Raw genomic sequence first — 14,983 nt, forward strand, 5'->3', positions numbered from 1 at the left:
TTTGCGTAGATTCACCTACTAGGGTTTTCCCCCTAAACGGCCTACAATCGCGGACCTTAGAAGAATTTGGCGGTCCTTCGACCGTCGCCGCTGGAGACCTTTTTTAATGACGACTTCTTCCCCTGCAACGCCGGATAAAACCCAGGAAAAACGTGCCGAGCTGCGCCGCGCCGCGCTCGAATACCACGAATTGCCAACGCCCGGCAAGGTGGCCATCTGCGCAACCAAGCAACTGATCAACCAGCGTGACCTGGCCCTGGCCTACTCGCCCGGTGTAGCGGCCCCCTGTGAAGAGATCGTCAAGGACCCGAACAACGCTTTCAAGTACACCAGCCGCGGCAACCTTGTGGCCGTGATCACCAACGGCACGGCCGTTCTGGGCCTGGGCGATATCGGCCCGCTGGCGTCCAAGCCCGTCATGGAAGGCAAGGGCGTACTGTTCAAGAAGTTCGCCGGCGTTGATGTGTTCGACATCGAAATCGACGAAAAGGACCCTGCAAAGCTGGTGGACATCATTGCAGCGCTAGAGCCCACCTTCGGCGCCATCAACCTGGAAGACATCAAGGCGCCCGACTGCTTTTATGTCGAGCGCGAGCTGCGCAAGCGCCTGAAGATTCCGGTGTTCCACGATGACCAGCACGGCACCGCCATTACCGTCGGTGCGGCCATGCTGAATGCCCTGAAGGTTGCCGGCAAGGATCCGAAAAAGGTCAAACTGGTTACCTCCGGCGCGGGTGCGGCGGCGCTGGCCTGCCTCGGACTGCTGCTCAAGCTCGGCATCCCACGCGAAAACATTTTCGTCACCGACCTGGCGGGTGTGGTTTACGAAGGCCGTACCGAACTGATGGACGAGGACAAGATCCAGTTCGCGCAAAAGACTTCGGCCCGCACCCTGGGCGACGTCATCGAAGGCGCAGATATCTTTTTGGGCTTGTCGGCCGGCGGCGTGCTCAAAAAGGAAATGGTCGCCAAAATGGCGGCGAAGCCCATCATTTTTGCCCTGGCCAACCCCAATCCCGAAATCTCGCCGGAAGATGTCAAGGCGGTACGCGACGACGCCATCATGGCCACTGGCCGCACAGACTACCCAAACCAGGTCAACAACGTCCTGTGTTTCCCCTACATTTTCCGCGGTGCGCTGGACGCAGGCGCATCCACCATCACCATAGAGATGGAAATCGCGGCAGTTCACGCCATCGCCGAGCTGGCCCAGGCCGAGCAGAGCGAGGTTGTGGCTGCCGCGTATGTGGGCGAGAAGCTGGCGTTTGGCCCCGAATACCTGATCCCCAAGCCATTTGACCCGCGCCTGATGATGAAGATCGCTCCGGCGGTGGCCAAGGCTGCGGCCGACAGCGGCGTGGCCCTGCGCCCCATCCAGGATCTGGACGCTTACCGCGAAAAGCTGCAGAGTTTTGTCTACGCATCGGGTTCAGTGATGAAACCGATTTTTACGGCCGCAAAAGCCGCATCACGCAAGCGCGTGGCCTATGCCGAAGGCGAGGAAGAACGCGTGCTGCGCGCCTGCCAGATTGTGGTGGACGAGGGCCTGGCGCGACCCACCCTGATCGGTCGCCCCGCCATCATCGCCAGGCGCATCGAGCAATTTGGCCTGCGCCTGAAGGAAGAGCTGGATTATGACGTGGTGAATGTCGAGCAGGACCACCGCTACCGTGATTTCTGGCAGACCTACCATCGCATGATGGAGCGCCGCGGCGTGACGGTGCAGATGGCCAAGATCGAGATGCGCCGCCGCCTCACGCTGATCGCGGGCATGCTGTTGCATAAAGGCGATGTTGATGGCCTGATCTGCGGCACATGGGGAACTACGGCACACCACCTCGACTACCTCGACCAGGTGATCGGCAAACGCGAAGGCGTCAACACCTATGCCTGCATGAACGGCCTGCTGCTGCCCGGCCGCCAGGTGTTTCTGCTGGACACCCATGTGAACTATGACCCGACGGCGGAACAGCTGGCCGAAATCACCACCATGGCTGCCGAGGAAATGATGCGTTTCGGCATCAAACCCAAGGTGGCCCTGCTGTCGCACTCCAACTTTGGCTCGTCCAATCAGCCCAGCGCGACCAAGATGCGGCGCGCGCTGGAGCTGTTGCGCGAGAAAGCCCCCTGGCTGGAAGTCGATGGGGAAATGCACGGCGACATGGCACTGGATGCGGGCGCGCGCGCCCTGATCATGCCCAACAGCACACTGGCGGGTGAAGCCAACCTGCTGGTACTGCCCAACATTGATGCAGCTAATATTTCTTACAACCTGCTTAAAACAGCAGCAGGCGGAAATATCGCCATCGGCCCCGTGCTGCTGGGCGCCAACAAACCCATGCATATCCTCACCGCCACAGCCACGGTGCGCCGTATTGTCAATATGACAGCCCTGACGGTCGCCGACGCAAATGCGGCACGATAGGCAAGACTTTGACAGCTAGCACTAACTTTCAGGACCTGTTACCCTGATCGTTGGTGCTTAAATTTTCAGCACCCCCTTGCGTTTTCTGCCCATATGCGGCAAACTACCCTTCTTGAAATTTAAGGGTTAACCCGAAATTTGAGCTGATGGCTCCGGGTCAAACGCTGGATTCAAGAAAGGTATTTTTCATGTTGCGCAATGGGTATGGGCGTTGGCTTAAAGCCGGTGCAGCTGTCTGGCTGGCCTTGCTGGTCGGATTTACCGGAATTATTGGGTTAAGCCCCAATATGGTGCAGGCCAAAGGGCCGGCGTCCATGGGTCCGGCTGACACGATTGCAGTATCCCAATTGCCCCCACAGGGGCAAAGCGTGATGGCTTTGATTTACCAGGGCGGTCCGTTTCGGTACGACAAGGACGGCACGGTGTTTGGCAACCGGGAGCGAATTCTCCCGGCCAAAAAACGTGGTTATTACCGTGAATACACCGTCAGGACGCCGAGTGAGCGTACGCGGGGAGCCCGGCGCATCATTTGTGGCGGGTTGAAACCCGCCGCGCCTGACGCCTGTTATTACACCGACGACCACTATGCGAGTTTTCGTAAGATTACTCAGTGAAGTTCAGTCAATGGGACTGTGGTTGTTATTTTGAGTTTTTGACTTCATAGAAAGAGATGCGGAGATGGATACACCACTTCGTAAGGATACTGATACTCCCCTGAAAGGGGTGCGGCCCAACATCGTGCAATCCATACGCGCTTTCCGCGTGCAGGAACTGCAGGATGCGGCTACACACCTGAACCAGCATTTCCTGTATGCCAACCTGGGCAATGCCCAGAGCAAACAGGACATCCTGGACATGATTGCGGCGCAGTACACCTTCCCGGCACATTTTGGTAAAAACTTTGATGCGCTTTACGACTGCATGACGGACCTGGTTCACAAATCAGGGCCTCAGCCCGGTTTTATCGTGGTGCTGGAGCAAATCCCGGCAAATGCAAAATTCGACAAGGAAGCGCGTGAGCAGCTTCTCGACATCTTCAGGGATGCCGCGGATTACTGGGCGGATAGGAAAATCCCGTTCAGATGCTTCTATTCTTTTCTGTAGCCCGCTCCCCAGACATCGGCCAAGGGGATCGGGCGAATGAGGCCCCACAAGCAGTTGCAGAAGGTGAAGAACCCATGCCTACCGACAAGCTGGTAGATGTGTCACCACTGGCATTGCGCATGAGCAGTCCGTTCAATGCGGGTTACTGGCTGGCTGCCGCCTAGAGGTAGTACCCTCACGTTCGTTCACTGCGTGTAACTCTCTGCCCCCCCCTAGGGGGCTAATTTCCCCTAGGGGCGGCCCGTCGGGAAATTGTTTTGCCTAGTGTTGAAAAGCCCGGTCACCTCAAGTGATGCCGGGCTTTTTTATGCCTGCTGTGCCAGTGCGATGTACTCCGCAACTGGCACTTCCTCGGCACGCCGTTGCAGGTTAAACGTGCCGCTGAAATTGCGCTGCTCCAGCCACTTGCCCAGGGAATGGCGCAGCAATTTGCGGCGCTGGCTGAACGCAACCCTGACGACTTCGCTGAATAACCGGGCATCCACCGCTTCTGGAGAGGCATGCGGCACCATGCGTACCACGGCGCTGTCCACGCGCGGCGGCGGATCAAAGCTCTGCGGCGGAACAAAAAGCACGTTCTCCATGGCGTAGCGCCATTGCAGCATCACGCTGAGCCGGCCATAGTCACTGGTCGCCGGCCCCGCCACCATGCGGTCAATGACTTCTTTCTGGAGCATGAAATGCTGGTCTTCGACCACATCGGCAACTTTCAGCAGGTGGAACAGAATCGGGGTGGAGATGTTGTACGGCAGGTTGCCGACCACCCGAAGCCTGGCGCCGGCATCAGCAGCCAGTTGCCTGAAATCGACCTTGAGAACATCGGACTGCACAACCGCAAGCTGCGGATGCGCCCGCAACTGCAGAGCCAGGTCGCGGTCCAGCTCTATCACGGTCAAACGTCCCAGCCGCTCGACCAGAGGCTGCGTCAGCGCCGCCAGGCCGGGCCCAATCTCCACCATGGCCTGCCCGGGCTGCGGCGCGATGGCCTGCACGATTTCATCAATGATGCCCCGGTCGGTCAGGAAATGCTGGCCAAAGCGTTTGCGCGGGATGTGTTTCATGTCACCTGCGTAGCAAAACTTGTGAGCAAGGCCAACAATTTTCCGACGGGCCGCCCCTAGGAAAATTAACCACCTCGGGGGGCAGAGAGCTACACAAAGTGAGCGAACGTGGGGGCCACATCATTGCGGCGGCTCACGGTACTCCACATAAGCGCGCCCGCGCACCTCCTGTGCCCAGAGTGCATACGCCTCTTCCTGCTTTTTCTCGCGCAGGATATTGCGAACCATCTCGCGCTGGTCACGCGTGGACAACTGTGTATTGCGCCGCTCAAGGACCTGGATCAGGTGCACACCAAAACGCGAGGTCAGGGGATCCGAAACCTGGCCGGGCGCAAGTCCGTTCATCACCTGCTCAAACTCCGGTACAAAACTGCCGGGATTGGTCCAGCCCAGGTCACCGCCGTCTTTTGCCGAACCGTCGGCGCTGTTTTCACGCGCTGCGGTGGCAAAGTCCAGCTGCCCTTCAGCGATGCGTTTTTTGATGTCGGCCAGCTTTTCCCTGGCGGCCGCCTCATTGAGCTGGGGGCTCAGGCGCAGCAGGATGTGGCGCGCGTGGGTCTGCGTGATGTTCACGCCCGGCATACCTGCCTGCCTTTTCTCTACCACCTTGAGGATGTGAAAACCAGCGCCGCTGCGCACCGGACCGGCGATACCGCCCGTACGCAGGTCTTTTGTCGCTTCCAGAAAAAGCGGTGGATAGCGTTCGGCACTGCGCAGGCCCATCTGGCCGCCGGCAGCCTTCGAAGGAGAATCCGAAAATTCATTGGCCAGCACCGCAAAATCAGCACCGGCGCGCGCGCGATCTGCGGCCTGCGTTGCTTTTGCCTGCAGCGCTGCGACTTGTTCGGGTGTCGCGTTTTCGGGAACCGCCACCAGGATCTGGGCAAGGTTGATCTCCAGGGATGACTGGTCGTTGTTGCCCTCCTGGTCGCGCAGAAACTGGTCAATATCGGCTTCCGTCACGGAGACCCGGGAATCCACCTCGCGTTGCCTCAGGCGGCTGACAAGAAGCTCGTCCTTCAGTTCAGACCGGAACTGGCCGTATGAAATGCCGTCCGCAGTGAGCCGGCGGCGCAACTCTTCAATCGTCATCTGATTTTGCTGCGCCACGCCGAGAACGGCGTTTTCAACGGCGTTGTCATCCACCCGCACGCCGGAAGTACGGGCCAGCTGAAGCTGGGCCTTGTCGCTGATCAGGCGCTCCAGCACCTGCCGCAGCAATTCAGCGCGCGGCGGCAGCACAGCACCCTGCTGGGTGAGTTGTTGCTCGACCCGGATCAGCTTGGCACGCACTTCGTTGTTCGTCACAGGTTCTGAATTGACCACCGCAACAATAAAGTCCGCTTGCCGCTGTCCGCCTGCGGCAGCACCGGCGCCCGCAGCGCTGGCTCTTGCCGCATCCGGCGCGCGCAACTGCCCGGATGGCCTGAGGGTTTGTGCCTGTACCAGCAGGACGGGCAAGGCAAGCAGCAAGGCAAGCAGCGCCCCGCGAACGGACGTGCCTGCAGCCCCGTTGCAAACAGGAGCGCGGTATGGAACGAAATATTTAGTCATAGTTGGTAAAACGGCTAGGCGAAGTCACTTGATCGCGCAAGTACTGGTAACGCGGAATATTTTGTTTCAAGGTATTGAGGGGGTTGTCGCCCAAGCGGGAGAACCCGACCAGTTCGAGCTGGAACAGGATACGGGTATTTGATGCGACCGTGCTGTTTTGGGTGCGTTGCAACACCACGCGGCCAATCCAGCAGCAGCCATCGTACTCAACCCCGACAATCGCATCAACCAGTTTTTTGTCCGGCACGCTGTAGTTCAGCCTGCCAACACCGTAGTAACGCCCACCACCCTGACCACGGCCCGGCCCCAGGTCCTTGCCCTTGTCACCCCACAAATCGTTGATGGGCCACTGCCAGCCGACATCCACCGAACTGCTCGGGTCGACCAGATTATTTGGGTCGGACTGTCGCCGCAGGGATGCGCTGATCACCCGGTAGTTGCCCGGGTTGTAGCGCATCCCAATGCTGCTGCGGTCCGACTTTTTGCTTTTGGGGTTGTATTGCACGGTACCGTCAAAAGACCACTGGGGCACCCAATTGATAGTTGTGCCGAACAATATGTCGCTGATCCGATCCGTCACGGGCAGCCCGCCCGGCAAGGTGACATTCTGGTTTGAAAAGCGCAGGCGCTGTGCGACACCAAAACGTACCACCTCCGCGCCCGTGTCCGGCGTGAGCAACCTGGAAGTCACACCCAGCGTCAACAGGTTGGCATCCGAAATGCGGTCATTGCCGACAAACGCGTTTTCTGTAAACACGGTGGCAAAGTTGAAGTCGTTGAGGCCCGAGTCGTAGTTGGGCAAGAGGCTCTGGTCGCGGTAGGGCGTGCGCACATAAAAGGCGCGCGGCTCCAGCGTCTGGGTAAAGTCGCGGCCAAAAAAGCTGGCCTTGCGTTCATACTGCAGGCCGCTGTCCAGACTGAAGGTCGGCACCACCCGCGACGCCGACAGGCTGCCATTGGCCAGCGGGGCATCAAAGCGGTAACTCGTGGCATGCAGCTGCAGTTTGGGCGTGATGTACCAGCCCGGCGAGATCCATGGCCGGCTGATTTGCGCCAGCGCCACGGCACGGTCGCTATTGGGTTGCAAGGTCAGGGTACGGTCCGCCGAGAAGCGCGTGAAATCGCTGGAAATCGACCAGTCAAACCCTTTCAAGCCGGCAATCGGCGCATTGACGCGGGTATAGGCTGCGGTGACTTGCGGCAGGCGGTCGTAAGGCGGCACGATGGGCGACAGCGGATCCTGCAGGGTCTGCCATTTAAGAGCCCGGATCGTCGATGAAAAATAGCCCCGACTCCAGGTCGCGATGGCATCGCTGGTCAGCAGCCGCTGGGTGAGCACCGTGCTGCTGCGCGGGAAATCGGTCCAGTAGTTGTTGTCACTGACCCGATTCAGGTTCAGGTTGAGCCCGATATTGCCGATGGCCGGCAGGCCGGTATTCAGCGTGCCAAGGTGCTCAAATGCATAGGACCAGCGATTCTCGTTGTTGCGCAGCTTGTCGCTGGGCATGAAGCTGGCGCGCAGCCTGCCCCTGTAGGCTGGATCCAGGTAGCGAAACTCCCCGCCCAGATCAAGGCCGCGCTTGCTCATGATGGTCGGCGAAAGCGTCGCATCATAGTTGGGCGCGAGATTGAGGTAATAGGGCTGGCCAACCATCACGCCGCTGGTGCTGTCCACACTGAATGTGGGTGGCAACAGGCCGGATTTACGCTTGTCGCTGAGCGGAAAACTGATGGTGGGAGCCGCCAGGATGGGCACGCCCTTGAAGCGCACCACAGCCCCTTTGGCCTCGCCGGTTTCTGCTTCCTGGTCAAACTTGAAGCTGGTGCCGGTGATCACCCAGGCCGGTGCCCAGGTCGCCTCGTCATTTCGTTCGCAGGTCGTGTAGTTCGCGTTGCGCGCAACCAGTATCTTGTCGCTGACAAAATCGATCCGGCCGGCCGCGCCGTTGCCCCCATTGGACAAGAAACGGTAGGAGGGCTCCGTGAAGTAGCCTTCAAAAGTATCCAGCTTGAGCTGCAATTCCGGCCCCCGGAACTGGTTGCCCGTGCTATTGATGCGCACATTGCCGCGCGCATTGAACGTGTCGGTTGGCTGGTAAAACTCGATGCGGTCAGCATGAATGGCCGTCCCGCCACGGCGCAGCTCGGCATTGCCGTCAATCACGGTTTCCAGGTCAGGCCGGCCGGAAACCCTGTCGCCAAAAACAAAGGTGGGCGGCGTATTGGCATCTCCCTCGGGCACCTTTTCGGCCAGCATGGGGCTCATTTTGAGAGCGCCCTTGTCCTCCGGCACAGGAGCTTGTGCCCGCGACGGGGCGGGGGGGGCCACCAGCGGATTGTCCTGCGCCCGCACAGGCGCGCCAAACCCCATTCCCAGCGCGGCCACTGAGGCCAGGCAGAACACGGCTCTGGACACCGGAGAAAGGAGAAAAGGCGAAGAAGATGCGCGGTGCATCGTTGGTAGGAGATAAACCCGTTTGTAGAATCAGGCCTGATTATCCATGACCCTCTGTACGTCAAGCCCCGGGGGGCGCCGCACCTGCCCAAGCGCCTGAATCCCGGCCTGCTGACCCACTTTTCACCTGACTGGAAAAGCCATGACCGCATCCACCAACGCCATCGCCTGGGCCGACCCGGCCCGTGCAGGCGCTTTTTCGACCTGGCTGGCCAGCATCACCCACCCGGACGGCCCGCACAAGCTGAATCCTCAAAGCCTGCGACTGGCATCGGCCGATGCCAGCTTTCGCCGCTATTTGAGGGTGGACGCTGCGGCGGGCCCCGGCAGCTACATCATCATGGACGCGCCGCCCGACAAGGAAGACTGCAAGCCGTTTGTAAAGGTGGCCGGCCTGATGGCCAACGCAGGGCTGGAAGCGCCCCGCGTCCTGGCCTGGGATGAGCCCACAGGCTTCATGCTGCTCAGCGACCTGGGCGCGCAAACCATGATGGAGGTGATCCAGCCCCCACCTGAAGTAACGGCCGTCGCCCAGCCCACCGCCGCGCACTACGAGCTGTACATGGACGCGGTGGATGCGCTGGTGCGCTGGCAACTCTCCTCAAAGCCCGGCGTCCTGCCGCCCTATGACGAGGCCCTGCTGTCACGCGAGCTGGCGCTTTTCCCCGAGTGGTATGTCGCCAAACACCGCGGCATCACCCTGGACGCCGCCGGACAAACCACGCTGGACAAGGCCTTCGCGCAGATCAAGGCGAGCAACCTGCAGTCGCTGGATGGCGCCAGGGTTTATGTACATCGCGACTTCATGCCGCGGAACCTGATGGTGAATGTGGCCCCCACGCTTGTCGCTTCGCATACTGCGCAGCCCCCCGGAGGGGCTGCTTCAGGGACACGCCTTGGTATTCTGGACTTCCAGGACGCTGTCTACGGCCCCATCACCTACGACATTGCCAGCCTGATGCGCGATGCATTTTTAAGCTGGGAAGAGGATTTTGTGCTGGATGTGACCGTGCGCTACTGGCAAAAGGCGCGCAAGGCAGGCCTGCCGGTCGGTGACGATTTTGGCGAGTTTTACCGCGCGGTGGAGTGGATGGGACTGCAGCGCCACCTCAAGGTGCTCGGCATTTTTGCGCGCCTGACGCTGCGTGACGGCAAGCCCAAATACCTGGCCGACACCCCGCGCTTCATCAAATATGTACGCAATACTGCCGCACGCTATCGCCAGCTCGGGCCGCTGATGGTGCTGCTGGACACGATTGAAGGCAACGAAACTCGCGTAGGCTACACTTTTTAATGCCAAATCAAGCCTTGGCCCCCGTAAACCGGGCGCAACCAGCTACTGTTTTAATAGCAAAAATATCCCGTTTGCAAACCGGTGTGACTCCATGAGCGCGCGCTTTTACGCCGATCTCGCGCTGGTCACGGGAAGCTCTGTGGGCCTGCCCGAACACGCCGCGCGGCATGTCCAGGTCCTGCGCCTGCAGCCGGGCGACAGCATCACCCTGTTCAACGGGCAGGGCGATGGCCAGGCCGGCAGCGAGGGCGAGTTTGAAGCCACCATAGAACGCATGGGCCGCAGCGACGTGCAGGTCCTGGTCGGGGCCTATACCGCGACCCGGCGCGAAGCACCGCGTGCCGTGCACCTCGCCATGGGCATGCCGGCCAATGAGCGCATGGACTGGCTGGTTGAAAAAGCTACCGAGCTGGGCGCCGCCAGCATCCAGCCCCTGATGAGCGAGCGCAGTGTGCTGCGCATCAAGGGCGACCGCGCCGACAAAAAGCTGGCGCACTGGCGCGGCATAGCCATCGCGGCCAGCGAACAATGCGGCCGCAACCGCGTGCCGCTGATCCACGAGGTCACCAGCCTGAGTGACTGGCTGAAAAGCTGTGCCGCCCAGACACCGCCCGCGCAAGCCGGGACACGTTTACTGCTGTCGCTGCAGGACGGAACGCAGGCGCTGACCCAGGCCTTGGCCGGCAACAACACATTCACCTTTTTAAGCGGCCCCGAAGGTGGCCTGGGCCCCGCCGAAGAAGCCGCCGCCATGGCCGCCGGTTTCAGGCCTGTGACCCTGGGCCCGCGCGTGCTGCGGGCTGAAACCGCGCCGCTGGCCTGCCTGTCATTGATATCGCTGCTCTCTCCCACCTGAAACCCACCCTGGGCGCACCCATGAACCCTAACCTGTGGCTCCTGACTTTTTGCCAGGGCCTGTTCCTCACCAACAACGTCACCTTCATGGCCATCAACGGCCTGGTGGGCCTGACCCTTGCGCCGCTGGGCTGGATGGCGACCTTGCCGGTCATGGGTTATGTGGTGGGCGGCGCACTCTCGACCGGCCTGGTGGCGCACACGCAGCGCCTGTTTGGCCGCAAAACATCGTTCCAGCTCGGGCTGGCCGTGGCGCTGGTCTCGGCACTGCTGTGCTGCTATGCGGCCTACAGCAGAAACTTCTGGCTGCTGGTGGCGGCCACCGTGGTGGCGGGTTATTACAACGCAAACGCGCAGTTGTACCGCTTTGCGGCAGCTGAATTGGCATTGCCCGCATTTCGCGAAAAAGCCGTCTCACTGGTGATGGCGGGCGGCCTGATTGGCGCGGTGGCCGGCCCCAACCTGGCTGCGCAGACACGCAGCCTGACCGCTGTGCCGTTTGTGGGCGCCTACCTGGCATTGGCCGCGATTGCGCTGCTGGCCATGGGCCTGCTGGCCTTTATCCGGTTTCCGCCAACACCGGCCAAAACGCCGGGCGGCCATGCGGCCAGCACAGGCAGGCCGCTGGGTGAAATCATGCGCCAGCCGGTTTTTATCGTCGCCGCAGCTGCCGGCGCGCTGGGCTATGGCGTGATGACCCTGCTGATGGCCGCCACGCCCATCGCCATGCAAATCTGCAGCCTGCCGTTTTCGGATGTGGCGCTGGTGCTGGAGTGGCACGTGATCGGCATGTTTGCACCCGGCTTTTTTACCGGCCACCTGATCAAGCGTTACGGCACGCTGCCCATCATGGCGGTGGGGCTGGCTCTGAATATTCTCTGCGTGGTGATCGCCCTGTCGGGCATTGAATTCAAGCAATTTCTGGTGGCGCTCTTTTTCCTCGGCCTTGGCTGGAATTTTCTCTTCACCGGCAGCACCACGCTGGCGCTCACGGCCTACCGCCCGGAAGAAAAAGACAAGGCCCAGGGTGCGCTCAATTTCTGCGTATTTGCGGTGCTGGCCGTCTCGTCACTGGCGTCCGGCGTGCTGGTCACGACCCAGGGCTGGACGCTTTTGAACCTCGGCTCCCTGCTGCCGCTGGCCCTGACCGGCCTGGCGCTGGGCTGGCTTGCGCTGGGGCGACCTAAAGCCCAAAATGGCTGAAACAACTTTTGGAGCTTGTCATGGGTTTACTGGATTCGGTATTGGGCGCCGTCATGAACGGACAGAATGGGCAGCAGGCGGCGGGGGCCGGTGGCGGCCTTGGCGGGCTGATCGGCATGGTCGCCAGCAACCCCCAGTTGCTGCAGGCCGTGACCGGCATGCTGGGCAATGACAGCGAACATGGCGGCCTGGCCGGCATTGTCCAGAAGTTTCAGCAGGCCGGCCTGGGCGACGCGGTCAGCTCCTGGGTCGGTAGCGGGCAAAACCAGCCGGTGTCCGGTGAACAGGTCACCAATGCGCTGGGTTCCGACACGATCTCAGGCCTGGCGCAAAAACTGGGTGTAAGCCCGGGCGACGCCGCCAGCCAGCTGTCCAGCATTCTCCCCGGGCTGATTGACCACCTGACGCCGCAAGGACAGGCGCCCGAAGGCGGCCTGGGCAACTCGGGCGACCTGATGGGCATGCTGGGCGGCTTGCTGCAAAAACGCTGAGCCGCGCTTTTTTTTGCTACTGTATTTATAGCTGGCGGCGCGCATCTAAAGCCGGCCTCAGCCTCTTTTTGCTCAAAATCTGGCGTTCAGCCAGGTCCCCAGGGTGTCGAACACCGGCGCTGAGTCCAGCTCGTTAAAAAGCTCGTGGTACAGGCCGTCAAAACATCTGGCGGTCACCGTGCCGGGTTTGACGTCTGCCGAGTTGGCGGCGTTTTCTGCAAAGGCGCGACTGCCTTCTGGATTGACGAGCCGGTCTGCGCCGGCGTACATCAGCAAGGTGGGTGTGCGCCAATGGGCGGCGGTGGCCACGGTCGCCGGGCCGGCTGTGGCGATGAAGCGGCCCAGGCGCGGGGAAATCCTGCTATGCACCAGGCGGTCCGCAAAATAGTTCTTCACGACCTGTTCGTCATGTGAGATGTAATGCGCGTCCAGCCCGTTGTCGACGGACAGGTTGGGTGCCAGCCTGGGAACCACGGCCAGCAACAGTTTTTGAAATGCGCTGAGCCCGGCATCCAGCGCAGGCGAGGACATCACCAGGCCCTCGACCGGGCGGATATTCAGCGAGACAAAACGCCCGACCACCAGACCGCCCATGCTGTGGCCCAGCAAAATCAGCGGCATGGGCTTTTCGGCTGCACCGGGCTCCCCCGCCTGCGTGGCATGCGGCAGGCGCCGGCAACGGCGGCGGGTGTCGTCAACGATTTCCGCCAGGTCGTCAAGCAGGGCGGTTTCCGACGGCAGCACACCACGCGCACCGCCTGACTCTCCATGGCCGCGCTGGTCATAGGCCCGCACGGCAAAACCCCACTGCATCAGGCGGCTGGCGACATGGCCATAGCGGCTGGCATGCTCCCCCAGGCCGTGAACAATCAGCACCACACCGCGCGGCGGCGGCGCATCCGCACCCATCTCTTCGGCCCAGTCGTCAAGCGGCCATTCATACAGGGCGAGGTTTTCCCCGTCCCGGGCAGTAAAAGGGGCCAGGACTGTGGCGTGCATGGTCATGCGCCTGCCATCAGCCAGGGACACAGGCCATGACGTGGGCCACCGCCGCCGTCAGCTTTTTGGCATAAGGCACATGCAAAAACTCGTTGGGCCCGTGTGCATTGCTTTTGGGCCCAAGCACGCCGCAAACCATCATTTGCGCCTTGGGGAAACCCTTGCTCAGCATGTTCATGAGGGGAATCGTGCCGCCCTGGCCTATGGTGCCGCAGGGTGCGCCGAAAAAACTCTGTGATGCGTCGTTGAGCGCATTTTCAAACCAGTCCACCGTGCCGGGGGCATTCCAGCCGGTGGCGCCGCCATTGCTTTCAAAAGTGACCTTGGCGTTGTAAGGGGCGTTATCTTCTAGCAAGGTCTTGAGCTCCTGCACCGCCGTGCCGGCGTCAATCAGCGGCGGAAAACGCAGCGACAGCTTGAAGGCGCTGTAGGGGCGCAGCACATTGCCCGCATCCCTGAATGCCGGAAAACCTTCGGCGCCGGTCACACTCAATGTGGGCCGCCAGGTGCGGTTAAGCAGCGCTTCCAGCGGATCGGTGGTGGTGGGCAGGGTAAAGCTGGCCGAGCCCTCACAGTCATAGTGCGCCCAAGGGAAGCGCTTGTACAGCTCGTCGCCCAGGATTTGCGCCGTGGCCCTGGCCTGCTGCATGCGGTCGGCCGGAATTTCGCAGTGAAAACTTTGCGGCAGCAGGCGCCCGGTCTTGCTGTCTTCGAGACGATCCAGCAGCTCGCGCATGATGCGAAAGCTGGACGGCACCAGGCCACTGGCATCGCCGGAGTGCACGCCTTCGGTAAGTACCTCGACCTTGAGCACGCCGCCGCCATTGCCACGCAGGCTGGTCGTCAGCCAGAGCTGGTCGTAGTTGCCGGCGCCCGAGTCCAGGCACACCACCAGCGCGACATCGCCAAGCCGCTCCTTCAGCGCATTCACATAGGGCAATAAATCGTAGGAGCCGCTTTCCTCGCAGGTTTCGATCAGGCCGACGATGCGCGGGTGCGGCACGTTCTGGCTCTTGAGCGCCTGTACAGCCGCAATGCTGGCGTAGACCGCATAACCGTCGTCCGCACCGCCGCGGCCGTAGAGCAGGCCGTCTTCGTATTTGGGTGTCCAGGGACCGAGGTCGCTGCGCCAGCCACTGAATTCAGGTTGTTTGTCCAGGTGGCCATACATCAGCACTGTTTGTGTCGAGCCGGCGCGCGTTGCGGGAATTTCAAAAAACAGTACCGGCGTCCTGCCCTCAAGGCGCACGATCTCCAGGCTCAGGCCTTCAACCTTTTGCGCCTCCACCCAGGCTGCTGCGTTGCGCACAACGGTGTCGATATAACCGTGCTGTTTCCACTCGCTGTCAAAGCCCGGCGACTTGGCAGGAATCGTTATGTAGTCGGAAAGCTGTTTGACGATGTCGCTGTCCCATTGCCTGGTGACCTGGGACAGCGCCTGGGCGGCATCCAGGATATCGGCAGGGATTTCGCGGTGCAAAGGGGCATTCATTGGGCAAACTCCAGTCTGGCTGTCTAGGTCGGTACTTTACGCCTGTGCTT

General features: G+C 61.1%; 12 protein-coding genes. 7 read left to right on the forward strand and 5 right to left on the reverse strand.

The features are described 5' to 3' along the window. Window positions 1-106 precede the first annotated feature (106 nt). The 3 genes from ACFQND_RS10865 to ACFQND_RS10875 all read left to right on the forward strand — a co-directional run bounded on the left by ACFQND_RS10865 (window position 107) and on the right by ACFQND_RS10875 (window position 3,529). A complete protein-coding gene (locus tag ACFQND_RS10865; protein ID WP_371437340.1) occupies window positions 107-2,425 on the forward strand; it encodes an NADP-dependent malic enzyme in 2,319 nt (772 codons plus the stop codon). Between the two features lie 287 nt (window positions 2,426-2,712). Beyond that, window positions 2,713-3,039 (forward strand): ribonuclease domain-containing protein, encoded by a 327-nt coding sequence (locus ACFQND_RS10870; RefSeq protein WP_371437391.1) that lies wholly within the window; start codon window positions 2,713-2,715, stop codon window positions 3,037-3,039. Window positions 3,040-3,103: 64 nt separating this feature from the next. Beyond that, window positions 3,104-3,529 carry a barstar family protein gene (locus tag ACFQND_RS10875; protein WP_371437341.1) on the forward strand — a complete coding sequence of 142 codons (426 nt, stop codon included), beginning with the start codon at window positions 3,104-3,106 and terminating at the stop codon, window positions 3,527-3,529. Between the two features lie 305 nt (window positions 3,530-3,834). Here ACFQND_RS10875 and rsmA read toward each other — a convergent pair whose 3' ends face one another. From rsmA to ACFQND_RS10890, 3 genes are all read right to left on the reverse strand, one after another. Next, on the reverse strand, window positions 3,835-4,590 hold the full coding sequence (rsmA, locus tag ACFQND_RS10880) for a 16S rRNA (adenine(1518)-N(6)/adenine(1519)-N(6))-dimethyltransferase RsmA (RefSeq protein WP_371437342.1): 756 nt from the start codon (window positions 4,588-4,590) through the stop codon (window positions 3,835-3,837). A 120-nt stretch (window positions 4,591-4,710) separates the two neighbouring features. Next, complete coding sequence (locus ACFQND_RS10885) at window positions 4,711-6,144, reverse strand: peptidylprolyl isomerase (RefSeq protein WP_371437343.1); 1,434 nt, start codon at window positions 6,142-6,144, stop codon at window positions 4,711-4,713. Further along, window positions 6,137-8,599, reverse strand: a complete 2,463-nt coding sequence (locus ACFQND_RS10890; RefSeq protein ID WP_371437344.1) for an LPS-assembly protein LptD — start codon at window positions 8,597-8,599, stop codon at window positions 6,137-6,139. Before ACFQND_RS10890 ends, ACFQND_RS10885 begins: the two co-directional genes overlap by 8 nt. 142 nt (window positions 8,600-8,741) lie before the next feature. Between ACFQND_RS10890 and ACFQND_RS10895 the strand changes: the two genes are divergently transcribed. The 4 genes from ACFQND_RS10895 (at window position 8,742) to ACFQND_RS10910 (ending at window position 12,442) form a co-directional block, all read left to right on the forward strand. Continuing rightward, window positions 8,742-9,893, forward strand: coding sequence for an aminoglycoside phosphotransferase family protein (locus tag ACFQND_RS10895; RefSeq protein WP_371437345.1), 1,152 nt, complete (start codon window positions 8,742-8,744; stop codon window positions 9,891-9,893). Between the two features lie 91 nt (window positions 9,894-9,984). Then, window positions 9,985-10,749: a 16S rRNA (uracil(1498)-N(3))-methyltransferase gene (locus tag ACFQND_RS10900; protein WP_371437346.1), complete on the forward strand. Its 765-nt coding sequence runs from the start codon at window positions 9,985-9,987 to the stop codon at window positions 10,747-10,749. Window positions 10,750-10,769: 20 nt separating this feature from the next. Next, window positions 10,770-11,951 (forward strand): MFS transporter, encoded by a 1,182-nt coding sequence (locus ACFQND_RS10905; RefSeq protein ID WP_371437347.1) that lies wholly within the window; start codon window positions 10,770-10,772, stop codon window positions 11,949-11,951. 20 nt (window positions 11,952-11,971) lie between these two features. Then, window positions 11,972-12,442 (forward strand): YidB family protein, encoded by a 471-nt coding sequence (locus ACFQND_RS10910; protein ID WP_371437348.1) that lies wholly within the window; start codon window positions 11,972-11,974, stop codon window positions 12,440-12,442. A gap of 72 nt (window positions 12,443-12,514) precedes the next feature. Here the strand turns inward: ACFQND_RS10910 and ACFQND_RS10915 are convergent, their stop codons facing one another. Continuing rightward, entirely contained in the window at window positions 12,515-13,441 is a 927-nt protein-coding gene (locus tag ACFQND_RS10915; protein ID WP_371437349.1) for an alpha/beta hydrolase, read from the reverse strand. A gap of 16 nt (window positions 13,442-13,457) precedes the next feature. After that, window positions 13,458-14,933: a M20 family metallopeptidase gene (locus ACFQND_RS10920; protein ID WP_371437350.1), complete on the reverse strand. Its 1,476-nt coding sequence runs from the start codon at window positions 14,931-14,933 to the stop codon at window positions 13,458-13,460. Window positions 14,934-14,983: the final 50 nt, after the last annotated feature.

It is taken from the genome of Polaromonas aquatica (assembly GCF_042659145.1).
Taxonomy (GTDB): domain Bacteria; phylum Pseudomonadota; class Gammaproteobacteria; order Burkholderiales; family Burkholderiaceae_C; genus Polaromonas; species Polaromonas aquatica.

Excerpts from the sequence above, each read along its gene's own strand:
- ACFQND_RS10920 (WP_371437350.1), bottom strand. The coding sequence starts at position 14,933 with ATGAATGCCCCTTTGCACCGCGAAATCCCTGCCGATATCCTGGATGCC.
- ACFQND_RS10870 (WP_371437391.1), top strand. The coding sequence starts at position 2,713 with ATGGTGCAGGCCAAAGGGCCGGCGTCCATGGGTCCGGCTGACACGATT.
- rsmA (WP_371437342.1), bottom strand. The coding sequence starts at position 4,590 with ATGAAACACATCCCGCGCAAACGCTTTGGCCAGCATTTCCTGACCGAC.
- ACFQND_RS10905 (WP_371437347.1), top strand. The coding sequence starts at position 10,770 with ATGAACCCTAACCTGTGGCTCCTGACTTTTTGCCAGGGCCTGTTCCTC.
- ACFQND_RS10895 (WP_371437345.1), top strand. The coding sequence starts at position 8,742 with ATGACCGCATCCACCAACGCCATCGCCTGGGCCGACCCGGCCCGTGCA.
- ACFQND_RS10865 (WP_371437340.1), top strand. The coding sequence starts at position 107 with ATGACGACTTCTTCCCCTGCAACGCCGGATAAAACCCAGGAAAAACGT.
- ACFQND_RS10875 (WP_371437341.1), top strand. The coding sequence starts at position 3,104 with ATGGATACACCACTTCGTAAGGATACTGATACTCCCCTGAAAGGGGTG.
- ACFQND_RS10885 (WP_371437343.1), bottom strand. The coding sequence starts at position 6,144 with ATGACTAAATATTTCGTTCCATACCGCGCTCCTGTTTGCAACGGGGCT.
- ACFQND_RS10910 (WP_371437348.1), top strand. The coding sequence starts at position 11,972 with ATGGGTTTACTGGATTCGGTATTGGGCGCCGTCATGAACGGACAGAAT.
- ACFQND_RS10915 (WP_371437349.1), bottom strand. The coding sequence starts at position 13,441 with ATGCACGCCACAGTCCTGGCCCCTTTTACTGCCCGGGACGGGGAAAAC.
- ACFQND_RS10900 (WP_371437346.1), top strand. The coding sequence starts at position 9,985 with ATGAGCGCGCGCTTTTACGCCGATCTCGCGCTGGTCACGGGAAGCTCT.
- ACFQND_RS10890 (WP_371437344.1), bottom strand. The coding sequence starts at position 8,599 with ATGCACCGCGCATCTTCTTCGCCTTTTCTCCTTTCTCCGGTGTCCAGA.